This window comes from Amycolatopsis heterodermiae (genome assembly GCF_034929455.1).
Taxonomy (GTDB): domain Bacteria; phylum Actinomycetota; class Actinomycetes; order Mycobacteriales; family Pseudonocardiaceae; genus Amycolatopsis; species Amycolatopsis heterodermiae.
Genome location: NZ_JAYFSI010000004.1, coordinates 176,613 through 191,167 on the forward strand (window position 1 = coordinate 176,613; position 14,555 = coordinate 191,167).

15 protein-coding genes and 1 pseudogene are annotated in these 14,555 nt (G+C 73.1%); 6 read left to right on the forward strand and 10 right to left on the reverse strand.

The window, feature by feature from the left end; all coding sequences use genetic code 11:
- Nucleotides 1-2 precede the first annotated feature (2 nt).
- The 3 genes from VA596_RS19775 to VA596_RS19785 form a co-directional block, all read right to left on the reverse strand.
- Nucleotides 3-395: a FixH family protein gene (locus tag VA596_RS19775; protein ID WP_323329239.1), complete on the reverse strand. Its 393-nt coding sequence runs from the start codon at nucleotides 393-395 to the stop codon at nucleotides 3-5.
- The gene (locus tag VA596_RS19780; RefSeq protein WP_323329241.1) at nucleotides 392-1,792 is read right to left on the reverse strand and encodes a hypothetical protein; all 1,401 of its coding nucleotides are present in this window, start codon (nucleotides 1,790-1,792) and stop codon (nucleotides 392-394) included. The genes VA596_RS19775 and VA596_RS19780 overlap by 4 nt, the downstream gene beginning before the upstream one ends.
- 95 nt (nucleotides 1,793-1,887) lie before the next feature.
- Nucleotides 1,888-2,724 carry an alpha/beta fold hydrolase gene (locus VA596_RS19785; RefSeq protein WP_410171904.1) on the reverse strand — a complete coding sequence of 279 codons (837 nt, stop codon included), beginning with the start codon at nucleotides 2,722-2,724 and terminating at the stop codon, nucleotides 1,888-1,890.
- A 71-nt stretch (nucleotides 2,725-2,795) separates the two neighbouring features.
- Here VA596_RS19785 and VA596_RS19790 point away from each other — a divergent pair, with 71 nt between their 5' ends.
- Complete coding sequence (locus tag VA596_RS19790) at nucleotides 2,796-3,350, forward strand: CGNR zinc finger domain-containing protein (protein ID WP_323329245.1); 555 nt, start codon at nucleotides 2,796-2,798, stop codon at nucleotides 3,348-3,350.
- Between the two features lie 32 nt (nucleotides 3,351-3,382).
- Here VA596_RS19790 and VA596_RS19795 read toward each other — a convergent pair whose 3' ends face one another.
- Genes VA596_RS19795 through VA596_RS19805 form a run of 3 tightly spaced genes read right to left on the reverse strand, consistent with a single transcriptional unit; the run spans nucleotide 3,383 to nucleotide 6,188 of the window.
- The gene (locus VA596_RS19795) at nucleotides 3,383-4,261 is read right to left on the reverse strand and encodes an oxygenase MpaB family protein (RefSeq protein WP_323329247.1); all 879 of its coding nucleotides are present in this window, start codon (nucleotides 4,259-4,261) and stop codon (nucleotides 3,383-3,385) included.
- Nucleotides 4,261-4,836: a TetR/AcrR family transcriptional regulator gene (locus VA596_RS19800; RefSeq protein WP_323329248.1), complete on the reverse strand. Its 576-nt coding sequence runs from the start codon at nucleotides 4,834-4,836 to the stop codon at nucleotides 4,261-4,263. The genes VA596_RS19795 and VA596_RS19800 overlap by 1 nt, the downstream gene beginning before the upstream one ends.
- Nucleotides 4,803-6,188, reverse strand: coding sequence for an amidase (locus tag VA596_RS19805; protein ID WP_323329250.1), 1,386 nt, complete (start codon nucleotides 6,186-6,188; stop codon nucleotides 4,803-4,805). The genes VA596_RS19800 and VA596_RS19805 overlap by 34 nt, the downstream gene beginning before the upstream one ends.
- 124 nt (nucleotides 6,189-6,312) lie before the next feature.
- On the opposite strand from VA596_RS19805, the gene VA596_RS19810 reads away from it, so the two are divergent.
- Nucleotides 6,313-6,876 (forward strand): dihydrofolate reductase family protein, encoded by a 564-nt coding sequence (locus VA596_RS19810; RefSeq protein WP_323329252.1) that lies wholly within the window; start codon nucleotides 6,313-6,315, stop codon nucleotides 6,874-6,876.
- Nucleotides 6,873-7,895 carry a D-cysteine desulfhydrase family protein gene (locus VA596_RS19815; protein WP_323329254.1) on the forward strand — a complete coding sequence of 341 codons (1,023 nt, stop codon included), beginning with the start codon at nucleotides 6,873-6,875 and terminating at the stop codon, nucleotides 7,893-7,895. Before VA596_RS19810 ends, VA596_RS19815 begins: the two co-directional genes overlap by 4 nt.
- Before the next feature lie 81 nt (nucleotides 7,896-7,976).
- On the opposite strand, the pseudogene VA596_RS19820 reads toward VA596_RS19815, so the two are convergent.
- Both VA596_RS19820 and VA596_RS19825 read right to left on the reverse strand, forming a co-directional pair.
- A pseudogene (locus tag VA596_RS19820) lies at nucleotides 7,977-8,540 on the reverse strand (DUF998 domain-containing protein); the annotation flags it as partial.
- Nucleotides 8,541-8,592: 52 nt separating this feature from the next.
- Nucleotides 8,593-9,378 (reverse strand): hypothetical protein, encoded by a 786-nt coding sequence (locus VA596_RS19825; protein WP_323329255.1) that lies wholly within the window; start codon nucleotides 9,376-9,378, stop codon nucleotides 8,593-8,595.
- 89 nt (nucleotides 9,379-9,467) lie between these two features.
- On the opposite strand from VA596_RS19825, the gene VA596_RS19830 reads away from it, so the two are divergent.
- Nucleotides 9,468-9,677, forward strand: coding sequence for a helix-turn-helix domain-containing protein (locus VA596_RS19830; RefSeq protein WP_323329256.1), 210 nt, complete (start codon nucleotides 9,468-9,470; stop codon nucleotides 9,675-9,677).
- The gene (locus VA596_RS19835; RefSeq protein WP_323329258.1) at nucleotides 9,677-10,204 is read left to right on the forward strand and encodes a Clp protease N-terminal domain-containing protein; all 528 of its coding nucleotides are present in this window, start codon (nucleotides 9,677-9,679) and stop codon (nucleotides 10,202-10,204) included. Before VA596_RS19830 ends, VA596_RS19835 begins: the two co-directional genes overlap by 1 nt.
- Here the strand turns inward: VA596_RS19835 and yczE are convergent.
- The gene (gene yczE, locus VA596_RS19840) at nucleotides 10,201-10,848 is read right to left on the reverse strand and encodes a membrane protein YczE (RefSeq protein WP_323329260.1); all 648 of its coding nucleotides are present in this window, start codon (nucleotides 10,846-10,848) and stop codon (nucleotides 10,201-10,203) included. The genes VA596_RS19835 and yczE overlap by 4 nt on opposite strands.
- A gap of 61 nt (nucleotides 10,849-10,909) precedes the next feature.
- Here yczE and yczR point away from each other — a divergent pair, with 61 nt between their 5' ends.
- Entirely contained in the window at nucleotides 10,910-12,367 is a 1,458-nt protein-coding gene (gene yczR / locus VA596_RS19845) for a MocR-like transcription factor YczR (protein ID WP_323329262.1), read from the forward strand.
- 495 nt (nucleotides 12,368-12,862) lie between these two features.
- Here the strand turns inward: yczR and VA596_RS19850 are convergent, their stop codons facing one another.
- The gene (locus VA596_RS19850; RefSeq protein ID WP_323329264.1) at nucleotides 12,863-14,053 is read right to left on the reverse strand and encodes a hypothetical protein; all 1,191 of its coding nucleotides are present in this window, start codon (nucleotides 14,051-14,053) and stop codon (nucleotides 12,863-12,865) included.
- Nucleotides 14,054-14,555: the final 502 nt, after the last annotated feature.

Genomic DNA, 14,555 nt, shown 5'->3' on the forward strand with positions numbered 1-14,555 from the left:
TTCTACTTGACCAGTACCGGAAAGACGACCTGCGCGGGCCCGCCGGGGCCGCGCAGCGAGACGGTGATCTCCCACTGCCCGGACATCGGCAGCCCGACGTCCGCGGCGCGGAAGTGGCCGGGCCCGTCCGGCCCGGCGGGGACCGGCGCCAGCGCGTGCCCCATCTGCGCCATCACGGGCGCGACGGTGACGGCGTCGGGCGCCGGTCCGGTGACGGCGACCGCGAACGTGTTGCCGCCGATGCGCGGCTGGTCCGCGGAGAACTGCACGGTGTACGGGCCGGAAGTCGCTTGCTGCGTAGTGGGTTTCGCGCCACTGCCGCCCCAGAGCAGCCAGGCGGCCCCGGCCGCGACGACCAGCACGACCACGGTGATCAGCAACGTCGGGCGTTTCATCGGCCGGCTCCTGTCGTCGGGACGTCGACCACGGCGGGAACGGTGAGCACGTGGTAGCCGCGTTCGGCCTGCAGCCAGATCCGGTACCGGCCGGGCGCGGTGAAGGTGTAGGTGAAGCCGACGTCCGGGCCGTACGCGGCGACGGTCTCGTCGGGGCGGTCGACCTGGCCCGCGACCGGCGGGATCATGGCGTGGACGTGCGCCCACGCCGGGGCCTTCGCGGCGGACGCGCCGACATCCGGCCCGGTGATCGGCCCGGCGACGATGAGGTGGCCGAGCATGCCCAGCCACGGTTGCAGGTCACCGGCCGGGAAGTGCGCGGTGACGGTGGTCGGCGTACCGGGGGAGATGCTGAGGTCGACGGGGACGCCGTCGACCGTCCGCGGGCCGGCGCCCGGTGGTTCGGGCGCGGGCGCGGCGGTGCCGGTCAAGTCCACTGTGGACCGGGCGAGCTGGACCCCGCCGCCGCGCCGGACGAGCTCCGCGGCCACGGCGTAGGTGCCCGTCTCCGGATCGGCCACGCGGACGCGGTAGTCGCCGGGGCCGACGCGCACCGGGTGCAGGTGGCTCAGCCGCCCGGACGGCGACACGAGCACCAGGTGCACGAGCGCGTTGTCGTGGATCAGCAGGTCGTCGACCGGCAGGCCGGTGGCGCCGTCGGTGAGCGCCAGCCGCAGGCCGCCGGGTTCGGTGTGCACGGCGAGGTTCACCGGCGGCCGCGAGTAGTCCACTGTGGACAGCTGCGCGTTCGCGTACGGGTCGGTGACGTTGTCGAACGTCGGGTCGAGCTGGCTGCCGGGCGCGGGCGGCGGAGGCGTGCTCGCCGACAGCAGCGCTCCGGTGACCGCGACGGCGAGGGCGGCGACCAGGCCACCCGCCGGGATCAGCGCGAACGCCGTCCGCCGCGCCCGGATCCCGACGACCAGCGCGAGCAGCAGGAACACGCCCGCCGCCACGAACCCGCCGTAGGTCGCCTTCTCCCACGGCGGGACGACCCGCGCGGGCACCAGGAACGGGATCGTCGCGGCCGGCCCGGTCCCGTCGCTGAGCGAAAGCAGCCACGGCCCGGGTTTGTCGACCTGCAGCGTTCCCGGGTACATGCCGGGCGCGGCCCCGAGGACGACGTCACCCCGCGACGTCACGACCCCGTCGGCCGCGGCGGTCAGGTGCAGCGTCCCGGGCGCGGTGCCCTGGTGCGTGACGACGTCGACCCGCAGTGGCGACGGTGTCGTGTCGACCCGCCGGATGATCACGGTCAGCTCGCGCGCGCCGAGCGTCTGCGCCACCTGGACGTCGGTGCCGGTCGGTGCGCCGTCGGCATGCGCGGTCCCCGTGCCGAGCGTGATCCCCAGCAAGGCCAGCAGGAGCAGCAAAGTGGCTTTCGGTGTGGTCCCCATCGTGGTCCGAACCTAGCGACGCCGGGGGGTGGCGGGCGTCACGGCGGCGAGGGAACTCCGGTCCCCAGCCCGGGGGACAGTCACCCCCGGGGATCTCAGGGGTTGAAGAATTTCCGCAGGTGGGAGACGACTTCGCCGGGCTGCTCCTCCGGCAGGAAGTGTCCGCATTCGGCCAGTGCCACGCCGGTGACCTCGTTCGCGTACTCCCGCCAGATGTCCAGCGTCGGCAGGGTGCCGAGCAGGCCGTTCGCGCCCCACAGCGCGAGCAGCGGCTGGGTGATCCGCTTGCCGGCGGCGAAATCGGCGTCGTCGAGCTCGGCGTCGTCCGGGAAGGACGCGCGGTAGTCGTCGAAACCGGCTCGCAGCGCGCCGGGCTGCGAGAACGCGCGGACGTACTCGGCGACGGCGTCCGGGTCGAGGCTGTGGCGCTGGTAGGTCCAGCGTTCGTAGAAGTAACCGAGGTAGGCGGCGATGTTCTGGCCGGCCAGGAGTTCCGGCAGGTCGGGCTGGAGGTGGAAGAGCCAGTGCCAGTAGGCCTTCGCGACGCCGGTGTCGAGCCGCTGCCACATCGCGCGGGTCGGTGCGATGTCGAGCACAGCGAGGCGTTCGACCTGGTCCGGGCGGTCCAGCGCCCAGCGGTGCGCGACGCGGCCACCGCGGTCGTGTCCGGCGACGGCGACCTTCCCGAATCCCAGATGCTCGGCCAGCGCGGCGACGTCGGCGGCCATGGTGCGCTTGTCGTACCCCTGACGTGGTTTGTCGGTGCGGCCGTACCCGCGCAGGTCGGGCGCGATCACGGTGTGCGTCTCGGCCAGCGGTTCGAGGACCTCGTGCCAGCAGTGCGACGTCTGCGGCCAGCCGTGCAGCAGGAACAGCGGCGGGCCGTCGCCGGCGCGCAGGTAGTGCATCCGCAGGTCGTTCACCGTCGCCATGCTCTCTAACCTGTTCATAGGGTTAGAAGGTACGCGAGGTTCTAACCGCATTCAAGGGTTAGAATGACGGGATGGAATGGGTCTTCGACGGTGGCCGCCCGTGTCTCGACCTGGTCAACACGCGCCGCGCCCGGCACGCCGAGGGGGTCGAGCTGCTGACCGGCCCGGACGCGCTGGCGGAGTGGCTCGGCCTGGCCGGCTTCACGGCGGGCCCGGTCACGGCGGGGAACGTCCTGGCCGCGAAGGCGTTGCGCGAGGCCGTGGACCGCGTCCTGCTCACCGAACTGCCCAAGTGGCGGGACGTCGACCTGGTGAACACCACGGCCGCCGCGGCCCCGGCCCTGCCCCCGCGGCTGGCGTTCGGCGACGGTGGGCTGCGTCGCGAAGTCCCGGCGCCGCCGGACCCGGCGGCGGCGGCGCTGGCGGCCCTGGCCGCGGACGCCATCGACCTCGCGACCAGCGGCGCCTCGATCCGCATCTGCGCCGCCGACGACTGCGGCCTGCGCTTTTCCGACGCCTCCCCCCGCCGCAACCGCCAGTGGTGCTCGATGTCCCGCTGCGGCAACCGCGCCAAGGCCCGGGCCCACTACGCCCGCCTACGCCCCCAGACGCATCTTTCTCAGTGAAAGCTCCACCGGGACCGCGAGCGTGACTTTCGCTAGGAAAGATGCGTCTGGGGGCGGGCGCCGGGGCCGTTGTCGTGGCGGATCAGGAGGCGGTAGGCGCGGGGGTGGGCGCGGAACCAGACGTTCAGCTTGCCGATCCAGCGCATGTGCGCCGTCCGGAGCCCGGCTGGGATCGGCGTGCTCGCGAGCCGTACCCAGTGGGCAAAACGCGTGAAGCGGCGCTGGTCGTCGGGTGTCCACTGTAGACCCAGGCGGGCGCGGAACTCCGGGGGCAGCGTGGCCCGGAGCAGGAACATCTGGACCCGGGCGTGCAGCCGCCACCACGAGTCCGGTAGCCATCGGACCGGTTTGCGCACGGTTTGGATGGTCTCGAAGAGCGTCGCAATGGTCGGGTTCGGCTCGAAGTCCGCGACCATCGTGTCGTAGTAGCGCTCGAACGCCGTCCAGTCCGGCGGCAGGTCCTGCTCGCGCACGCCCAGCATTCGGCCGACGTCCCGCATCTGCGCGTAGTACTCATTCAGTTCCGAAGTGGACAGTGGACGGCCGAAGAAGCGTTGTGCGTCAACGGGAACCTTGACCAGGGTCGCGTGCACCCAAGCGTACGCCGCCGGGTTCAACGCGCTGTAGCGGCGGCCACCGGAGACGCCGGTGAAGGTGCGGTGCAACGAGCGCAGCCGCTCGGCTTCGACGCGAGCGCCCGCCGTACCCCCGTAGACGTAGATCGACAGCGACGCGCCCGTGCGCATCAGGCGCGTCCAGGGATCCGAGGTGTAGTTCGAGTGGTCGCGCACCCCCGCCGCGACGACCGGGTGCGCCACCTGCAGCACCAGGACCTGCCCGGCCAGCAGCCCGTCGCGGAAGTCGCCGAAGTACTTCCACGCCGCCGTGCCCCGGACGATCGGCGGAGCCATCAGGCCCCGCGGATCAGCATCATCAGCGGCTCGGCGACCGGGGTCGCGGTGTCGCCGGTGGCCAGCCGCCGCAGCTGCAGCCCGGCGATCAGCGCGACGACCGGGCCGGCCAGCCGCCGTGGATCCGGCACGCCCAGCGCTTCGAGGATCGTCACCGCGAGTTCGTCGTACGCCGCGAAGCAGCGTGAAGACGCTTCGTGCAGCTCCGGGTCACGCGCGGACTGGAGGTACAGCTCGTGCGCGCCGAGCTCGTCGGCGCCGAACGGCAGCTGCGCGATCACGTGCTCGACGATCGACGCCGCCTGCTCGAGGCTGAGGCCGTCCGAGCGGTAGCCGTCGACGATCGCGCCGAGCTTGGCCGTCTCCTCTTCGACGAACAGCAGCATCGCCTCACGCAGCAACGCCGTCTGGCTGGGGAAGTGGTAGGTGAGCGTGCCGAGCGAAACCCCGGCGGCGGCCACGATCCGGCGGTTCGTGAGGCCGCCGACGCCGTGCTCGCCGACGACGGTCAGCGCGCCGCGCAGGATGGCGTCCCGGGTGCTTACCAGCTTGTCTCGGGATGCCGCTCCGGCCACCGTTCGACCTCTTCCAGTTGCGCGGCAAGCGAAATCAGCCGCTCCTCGGCGTGTGACGGGCCGAGCAGCTGGGCCCCGAGCGGGAGCCCGCCGGCGGTGAGCCCGGCCGGGACGTTGACCCCCGGCCAGCCCAGCACGTTCCACGGCCAAGCGTACGGGCAGGCGGCGATCATGGCCTGGTCGGTCTCCCAGCCGGACAGGCCGTCGAACGTGCCGATCGGCGGCGGCGGGGTCGCGGTCGTCGGGGTCAGCAGGACGTCGACGCGGCCGAACACCGAGCCGATCCGGCGGTGCAGCCCCGGCTCGAGCGCGCGGGCCAGCCGCAGCGCGGGCCCGGCCAGCAGCCGGCCCTGGCTGGCGTTGCTGCGGGTGCGCGGGTCGAGCCCGGCCCGGTCGGGCACCCGCAGCGTCCAGTCGCGGACGCCGGTGAGCGAGCGCGGCAGGAACGTCAGGCCGATCAGCCCGTAGTCCGGCTCGACCTCGACGATCTCGTGGCCCAGCCCGGCGAGCGACTCGGCGAGGCGGCGCACGGACGACTCGACGACCGGGTCGAGCCGGGTCTTGGTGGCGGTGAACGGGATCCGCGTCGACAACCCGATGCGCAGCTTCCCCGGCTCGCGGGTGGCGGCGGCCTGGAACGTCCGGCCGGTGCCCGCGGTCGCGTCCAGCAGCAGCGCGGCGTCCTCGACGGTGCGGGCGAGCGGGCCGAGCACGGTCAGCCCGTGGAACAGCTCGCCGTCGGTGGGGATGCGGCCGCGCTGGGTCTTGACGCCGACGAGCCCGGTCCACGCGGCCGGGATGCGCACCGAGCCGGCGCCGTCCGAGCCGAGCGCGGCCGCGATGACCCCCGACGCCACCGCGGCCGCGCTCCCGCCCGAGGAACCGCCGGGCGTGTGCCCGAGGTCCCACGGGTTGCGTGTGGTCCCGAAGGCCGGCCCTTCGGTGAACGGCCATTGGCCCAGTTCGGGCGTGTTCGTCTTGCCGATGATCACGGCCCCGGCCTCGCGCAGCAGGGCGACGGCGGGTGCGTCCCGCGTGGCGGCCGGGAACTCGCCGGGGCAGCCGAACGCGGTGGGCAGGCCGGTGAGGTCGACGTCGTCCTTGATCGCGACGGGCACCCCGAGCAGCGGCCCGCGTTCGCCGGCCGCGAGCCGCCGGTCGGCGTCGGCGGCGTCCGCCCGGGCGTCGTCGTCGCGGAGGTACCGGAAGGCGTTGAGCGTGGCCTGGCTCGCGTGCGCCCGCCCGAGCGCGGCGGCGGTGAGCTCGGCCGAGGTGACGCCGCCCGCGGCGAGCTGCCCGGCCTGCGCGGCGAGCCCGGTGAAGTCGAGCCCGGTCTTCGGTGTCGCGGTCATGGCAGCCCCCGGAAGTTCTCGTTCGTTCGAACGAACGTTACCGGAAACCGACGGTTTCTGAAACTCCCGATGAGTTTTCGCGGCTCGGGACGTCTACCCGGGAAACAACCCAGGAGGAGCAACGATGGCCACGGTGCACGCGGGCATGACCATGTCGCTGGACGGTTTCGTCGCCGATCGGGAGGGCCGCACGGCGCGGCTGTCCGACCCGGTCGCGTCCCGCGGCGCGTTCATGGACGAGCTGATCCGGGAGACCGGCGCGGTCGTCCTGGGCCGCCGGACGTTCGCCATGTCCGAGGACCCGGACTGGTACGTCGGCAACTACGAGTTCCAGGTCCCGATCTTCGTGGTCACCCATACGCCGCCGCCGGTGCCGCCGAAGCAGGACCAGAACCTGACCTTCACGTTCGTCACGGACGGGATCGCGTCGGCGGTCGCCCAGGCGAAGGCGGCCGCCGGGGCGAAGGCCGTCAAGGTGATCGGCGCGAGCGTCGTCCGGCAGGCAGTGCGGGCCGGGCTCGCCGACGAGCTGCACGTCGACGTGGCGCCGGTGCTGCTGGGCGCCGGGCTGTGGCTGTTCGACGACCCGGACCTGGAAGGCGTCACCCTCGAGAAGATCGACGCACGCGACGTCGGGACGTTCACGGCCCTCCGCTTCCGGTGCGCGGCCCCTATCGTGGAGGCATGAACTTCGACGGGTTCCCCACCGCCGCGCTGGACGCCGTTCCCCGCGTCGACCTGGGCGGCTGGCCGACTCCGCTGCACGAAGCACCCCGCCTCGGGGAGGCGCTCGGCCTGCCGAACCTCCTGCTCAAGCGCGACGACGTCCACCCGCTCGGCGCGGGCGGCAACAAGCTCCGCAAGCTGGAGTACCACCTCGGCGCCGCCCTCGAAGCCGGCGCGGACACCGTCATCACCTTCGGCGCCCTGCAGACCAACCACGGCCGCCAGACCGCCGCGGCCTGCGCGAAGCTCGGCCTGCGCTGCGAGCTCGTCCTCACCGCGAAGGTCCCGCGCGACGGCGACGCGTACGAGCACTCCGGCAACATCCCGCTCGACCGGCTCTTCGGCGCGACGGTCCACGTCTGCGCCGACGGCGAGGAGACCGGCCGGACGTACGACCGGCTCGTCGCCGAAGCCGCCGCGGAAGGCCGGAAGGTCGCCACGGTCCCGGTCGGCGGGTCCAACGAGCTGGGCGTGCTCGGCTACGTCCGCGCCACCTACGAGCTCGCGACCCAGCTCGCCGACCGCGGCATCGACCGTGCCCACCTCGTCGTCCCGCACGCCAGCGGCGGCACGGCGGCCGGGGTGGCGCTGGCCACCGGGCTGCTCGGGGGCCTCGGGGTCGGCGTCGCCTGCGTCAGCCACCCGCTCGCCGAGGCCACGGAGAACCTGCGCGAACTCACCGCCGGCGCGGCGAAGCTGCTCGGCGTCGAACCGCCGTCGCTCGACCACGTCCGGCTGGGCGACTCCACGCTCGGCCCCGGCTACGGCATCCCGACCGACGCGGTCTGGGACGCGCTAAAGCTGTTCGGGCGCACGGAAGGCGTCGTGCTCGACCCGGTCTACAGCGGCAAGGTGGCCGCCGCGCTGATCGAGTGGGCGGGGCACTTCGCCCCGGACGACCACGTGGTGTTCCTGCACACCGGCGGGATGCCCGGCCTGTACGGCTACGCGCCCGAATTCGCGGCTGCCGTCGAAGGCTGATTCGAGCCGGGTCGCCACCCGGAGCAGGGTCAGCAGCAGCACGACGTCCGCGAGCAGCAGCACCCGCTGGGTCACGCCGATCGGGATCGCGTCCGACAGGAACGGGAACGGCTCGACCCCGGCCTCGCTCAGCCGCACGAACACGAAGCTCAGGGCGAAGAACCCGAACGTCACCGCCGACAGCCGCAGCGTGCGGACGACGAAGACGCGTTCCGCGCGTCCCTTCAGTGGCTCCAGCAGCGTGAAAGCCGCGCCGGGCAGGCTGCAGAAGGCGACCAGGCACGCGTACAGGTGGATCTCGCCGCTCACCGGGTTCGGCGCGGCCGGGTAGCTCGCCGGGAACACCGCGGCGGCGGCCATGCCGAGCGACCAGAGCGCGAGCAGCAGCCGCGTCGTCCGTGAGAGCGGCACGCCGGCGACCTGCAGCGCGCCGAGCACGGCCAGCGAGCCGATGGCCAGCGACAGCACGCTCGCCGCGAGCATGCCTTCGCCCCGGTCGGTCACGGTGTAGCTCGACAACGTGTCGTACACCGGGTCGTGCGAGCTGATGATGTGCAGCACCACGGCCATGAACAGACCCCAGCCGATCGCGCCCAGCGCCACGAACGTCCACGGTCTCGTGCGCTTCCCCTGTCCCGTCCCCATGGCGTCCAGGTTCCCGAAGAACCGGACGGACGTGATCCGGGAAGACCCTGATTCACACCCTGGAACAGGCCGCGAAGTCGACGAGCACGAGCGCCTGGTCGTCGTGGCGTTTCGGCCGCGGCCAGCGCTCGCCGTCCGGGTCCTGCTTCTCCGCGGTCCGGACGGCGTCCAGCACCGCGTCCGGCCCGTCGGCGCGGGTGGTCGCCAGCGCTTCGCCCCAGTCGAACAGCCGGTACTGGTCGACGCCGATGGACACGCCGTCGCTGGCGAGCAGGACGGCGTCGACGTCGGCGCGCCGCCAGCTGCGCTTCACCGCGTGCGCGGCGGCACCCGGGACGGCTTCGGCGACCCAGAACCCGTCGTGCGCGTTGCGACGGCGGCGGACGTCCGCGCCGGTCTGGAGCATCCCGCGCCGCCGCAGCCCGGCGAGCCGGTCGTCCGAGACGACGTCGACGCCGTCGGTGCCGAACCCGCCGAAGCCGATCACCGGGCTGTCGGCCAGGACCAGCGCGTCGACGCGGTCGTCGAGCCAGCGCACGGCCGCGACGGTGCTCGACGGCGAGCGCTGGGGGCGCAGCTCGTTCTCCGCCGTGACGACGGCGATCGCGGTGGTCAGGACGTCGGTCAGGTCGGCTTCGGGCGTGGTGCGCAGGTCGTCGGCCAGCCGCCGGGCCAGCCGTTCGGCGTACCAGCCGCCCGGGGGCAGCGAGGGGTCCGACGAGGTCGCGCCGTCGAGCAGCAGCACCGCGTTGTCCAGCACGACGACGTGGTCTTCGGTCGGGCGGGGGTGGCCGTCGGCGCCCACCCCGGCCCGCTCGGCGAACACGATCTCCGGCATGGCCCGACTGTACGTCGGCGGGACGATCCTCCGCGGCGAGCGCGTCAACCTGAGTTGACAGGCGGGATATGTCAACGTAGGTTGACGGCATGACGGAAGCGACAGACCTGGCCGCCCGGGCCGGCGACCGCGATCCCCGGGTGGGACTGCGTGCGGTCGCCGCGCTCCGGCGGCTGTTGGAACAACTGGAGGCCGTGCAGGTCCGCAGCGCGCGGATGCACGGCTGGTCGTGGCAGGAGATCGCCGCCGAGCTGGGGGTCAGCCGGCAGGCCGTGCACAAGAAGTACGGGAGGCACTGATGTTCGAGCGGTTCACCGAAGACGCGCGGATGGCCGTCGTCGAGGCGCAGATCGTGGCGCGGGAGTCCGGTTCGACGGAGATCGCGCCACCGCACCTGCTCGCCGGGCTGATGAAGACGGCCGTCCCGTTGCTCGCCGAGCTGGGCGTCTCCACCGAAGACGTCGCCGCGGAGCTGGCCCGCACCCGGCGCCGCGGCGGGGTCAGCGACGCCGACGCCGAAGCGCTCACCGAGTTCGGCATCAATGTCGAGCAGATCGTGGAAGCCGTCGAGCAGACCCACGGGGAAGGCGCGCTGGCCGGCCGGCTCGGCCCGGCCAAGCGTGGGCACATCCCGTTCACCAGCCAGTCGAAGAAGACGCTCGAGCTGAGCCTCAAGGAAGCCGTCCGGCTGGGGGACAAGCACCTCGGGCAGGAGCACATCCTGCTGGCGCTGGCCCAGCAGCGCGGCACGGACGACGTCCTCGCCCGCCGCGGCGCCGACTACGTGACGCTGCGACGGATCGTGCAGCAGCGCAAGGCCGGTTAGTGAGCGCGCTCCTGCTCTTCGCTCTGCGCTTCGCGCCAGGTGACGAGGGGCAGCAGCGCCTGGGTGAGCGGGCCGATCGCCAGTGCGTAGAGCACGGTGCCGACGCCGACGGTCCCGCCGAGCAGCCAGCCGACGGCGACCACGGCGACCTCGATGCCGGTGCGCACCAGCCGGACCGACCAGCCGGTGCGCGCCGCCAGCCCGGTCATCAGGCCGTCACGGGCGCCCGGGCCGAGCCGGGCGCCGACGTAGGTCGCGGTGGCGACGCCGTTCAGCGCGACGCCGCCGACCAGGAACGCGACCTGCCAGGCGAGGTCGTGCTGGTCCGGGAGCACCGCCCGGACCAGGTCGACCACCACCGAGATGACCACGACGTTCGCGACCGTGCCGATCCCGGGCCGCTGGCGCAGTGGAATCCACAGCAGCAGCACGGCCACCGAGACCACGGCGGTCACGGTGCCGAAGGTCAGCCCGGTGTGCTTCATGACGCCTTCGGCCAGCACGCCCCAGGGTTCGAGCCCCAGGTGGGCGCGGGTCAGCACGGCCGCGCTGGTGCCGTAGAGGGCGAGGCCCGCGAGCAGCTGGACGCTGCGGCGGACGGGGTCACGGGAGATCCGGACGGGCCGGAGATCGATCTGAGCCACGTCACCACTATCGGGTGCAAGTGGCCTGGTAAACCATAGCCAATTCTGGGATATTGGCCTGATGGAACCCGCACTCCCACTGGGTGGACGCATCTCTGGTCCGCGACTGGCCGTCATGCTGGGCTCGTGGCGCCAAGGTGGCTCGCGGCAGGGTGCGGTCGATCTCGCCGCGGCCATCGAACTGCAGGTGCTCGACGGCCAGCTCCCGCTCGGCACCCGGCTGCCCGCCGAGCGCGAGCTGGCCGACGCGCTCGGCGCCAGCCGGACGCTGATCGGCGGGGCACTGGACCGGCTGCGGGAGAACGGGTTCGTCGCCAGCCGCCGCGGCGCGGGGTCGTGGATCGCCGCGCCCGGCCGCCGTCGCCGCGAGCCGGTCGCTCCGGCCGGCGGTGACCTGATCGACTTCACGCACGCGTCCTCGCCGGCCATCCCGGGCCTGATCGGCGCGGTCGACGTCGCGCGCCGCGAGCTCGCCGGCCACCTCGCGGGCCACGGCTACCAGGAGCGTGGCCTGCCCGGCCTGCGCGAGCGGATCGCCCAGCGCTACACCGAGCGCGGGCTGCCGACGACCCCCGCGCAGGTCATGGTCACCAACGGCGCGCACCACGCGTTCGTGCTGGCCCTGCGCATGCTCGCCGGCCCGGGCGACCGGGTGCTGGTCGAGCAGCCGACCTACCCGAACGCGCTGGAGGCGATCCGCGCCGCGCACGCGATCCCGGTGCCGGTCGCGCTCGACCCCACCGGCGAGCGCGGCTGGGACATCGCCGGGGTCGACGCGGTGCTGCGCCAGGCGTCACCCCGGTTCGGCTACCTGGTGGTCGACTTCCAGAACCCGACCGGCCTGCGTCTCGACGCCGAAGGCCGCGAACGGCTCGGCGCGGTGCTCTCCCGCGCCCGGACGCCGGTCGTGGTGGACGAGACGCTCGTCGAGCTGGACCTGGAGGGCGACCCGCTGCAGGGGCCGCCGCCGCTGGCCGCGTTCGCCGGGGACCTGGTGATCTGCGTCGGCTCGGCGTCGAAGTCGCACTGGGGCGGGCTGCGGCTCGGCTGGATCCGCGCGTCGGAGGACCTGCTCGGCCGCCTCGTTTCGGCGCGCTACGCGGTGGACCTGGGGTCGCCGGTGTTCGAGCAGGTCATCTTCACGGAGCTGCTGCTGCGAGACGAGGGCTGGGCCGCGCTGGCACGGCGTCGTGAGGAGCTTCGCCGCAACCGTGACGCGCTGGCCGCGGCGGTGCGCGAGTACCTGCCGGACTGGACGTTCACGCTGCCCAAGGGCGGGCTGTCGCTGTGGTGCCGGATGCCCGAGCCGGTGAGCTCCCGGCTGGCGGTGGCGGCCGCGGGGCACGGCGTCCAGATCACGCCGGGCTCGCGCTTCGGCGTCCACGGCGGCTTGGAGCGCTGGCTCCGGCTGCCGTTCTCACTGCCCCCGGAGACGATCAACGAGGCGGTCCGCCGCCTGAGCGCCGCCGAGGCCGCGGTCCGCGGCACACCGCGGTCGCTGGACGCCCCGGTCGCCTGAAACGAACGGACCGGTGCGCCGGATGCGAGCCTGCTCCCAGGGATGGGCGGCGTTCGTGTGCATCCGGCGCACCGGCCTGTTTCCACCACCCGCATCGGTACGTGACTCCGATGCGGGTACCGCGGCTTCCCGGCACAGCCCCTCGACGTGCCGGGAAGCCGGCGGCTCAGGCGGGCTCTCGGTAGAACGAGCCCCTGCTCGGCGCGGTGAGCAGGAACTCCCGGAGCACGCCCGGTGTGGGTCCCGGCGTCGCAGGGGCAGTGCGACGCCGGGACCGGGATCCGACCCGGCCGGGCGCGGTCGGCCGGTCGGAAAGACTGTGGTTGCTGCGCATGGGTCGCCCCTGGGGTACGTCGGACGCGGCGAGGCGTCACGAGACGTGAAAGGGTCACGGATCACGTGCTGGAGCAGGGAAAGGTCGCGCGCTAACGGCGTGGGCGTCCGACAAGATGATCTTGGTTTGGACGCACTTGTCCCCGGCTGCCCGGTTCGGGGTCAGTCGGGTGAGGTGGTGGGCAGGGCGGCTTCGCGCCCCGCGCCGTCGACGTCGTGGTCGCGGCTGGCTCCGATGAGCTTCAGCTGCGTGGTGGTCACGTCGTCGGTGTGCACCGCGAACTGCGGGCGGGCGCCGCCGGGGCCGTCGTGGCCCGGAGCGGCGGTGGGGGCCGGCGCACTCGGCGCGGTGGTACCGCCGCCGGGCAGGCCGGGAGTGGAGTCGCCGCCACCGTTGCGAGCGTGGACGCCCGAATCGCGCGGCTGCTCCTGGACGGCGGGCAGCGTGTTCTGCACCTCGACCAGGTGCACCACCGCGGTCCGGTCGCCGGTCGCCTGGCTTTCCGTGGTGGCCGGAGTCGTCACGGGCGCGGTCTGGGTGCTGGTGGTGGCGGGGGTGGTCGTCACCGGGGTGACGACCCCGGTCACCGTGCTGGGCACGGTCGCCGTGACACCGGCGGCGTTCGACACGCCGTTGAGGATCGGGTTCAGGAGGTCGTCGAGGGGGAGCAGGGCCGGCGCGTCCGGGTTGTTCGCGGGCGGCTGGGTGAGCGGCGCGAGAACCGTGTGGCTCAGGGTGTCGGTGACCGTGCTGACGGTGTGCGTGACGACGCCGACCGTGGTGGTGACGGTATTGAGCGTGCCGCCGACGACGTTGAGGACGTTGCCCACGAGCCCGCCGAGCAGGCCGCTGCCGGACGTCGTCGCCTTGGCCGACGGCTCTTCGGCGGTCTGAACGTCCTTCGTGGACTGTTGCTTCGCCAGGCTCTGCTTCTGGGCGGCCGGGGTCTGGACGGACTTGGTCTCGACGGCCGCGGTGTCGTCGGCCTGGGTGGTCTCGTCCGCCGGGGTTTCGGCCTGCTGCTGGGTGTCGTCACCGGCCGAGGGCTGCTGCGCGCACGTGGCGGCGCCGGTCTCGCGGTGACTCGTGCGGTGGTGGTGGCCGTGCCTGCTGTGCTCCACAGTGGACACCGTCGGGTGCTGGCAGGTCGCCGTTTCGGCGGCCGACGCGGTGTTCCCGGACAGCGCGGCGCCGAGCAGCCAGCCCGCCAGGGTCAGCCCGCCGGCGAGCAGGATCCGGGCCGCGGGACGGGGAAGCGCCGCCGCCCAGGGGCGCGGCGCGGGCGTGGCTTCACCGGCTGTGAGCGCAGGCCGCGCTGGAGCGCCGGGGCGCACGAGCACCGTGCCACTCACCGTCACCACCACCGTCCGCGCCTGAGGCTCTCGCGATGCACGCTCGAGTCCGATCTTGCTGGGGTCTTTCTCCGGCCAGGTCGCAGATCCCCCGGGGCTGCACTCTTTCTAGCACCGCTCGGGAGTCTTTCATCTCTCCCGCGTTCTATCCAGCCCGTAAGGCGGAACGGCCCTACCGGGCAAGGTATCTACGGCCGACGAGTTGATCACTCTCAGTGCCGTTCGGACGTCTCTCTGCGGCCATTCGGACGAGTGCCGCGTTGGGGGTCATTCGGCGTTGACCTGATGTTTTCGGTAGCCGCGTGGCGGACCGTGCCCGACCGGTCGCGCTCGGTGCGTGTTCGCCGATTTCGATTGAGCGATCAGCACGTTTCCGAATTGTGAGACGCCCGGCTGCGGTCCGTGATCAACGGCGGCCCGACGGCGGCATCGGGCCGCCTTCGGTGACCGCGGAGCGTCACGAAGCGCTGCGGCAAGTGAGGGACCCGCCGCCTCACGGCCA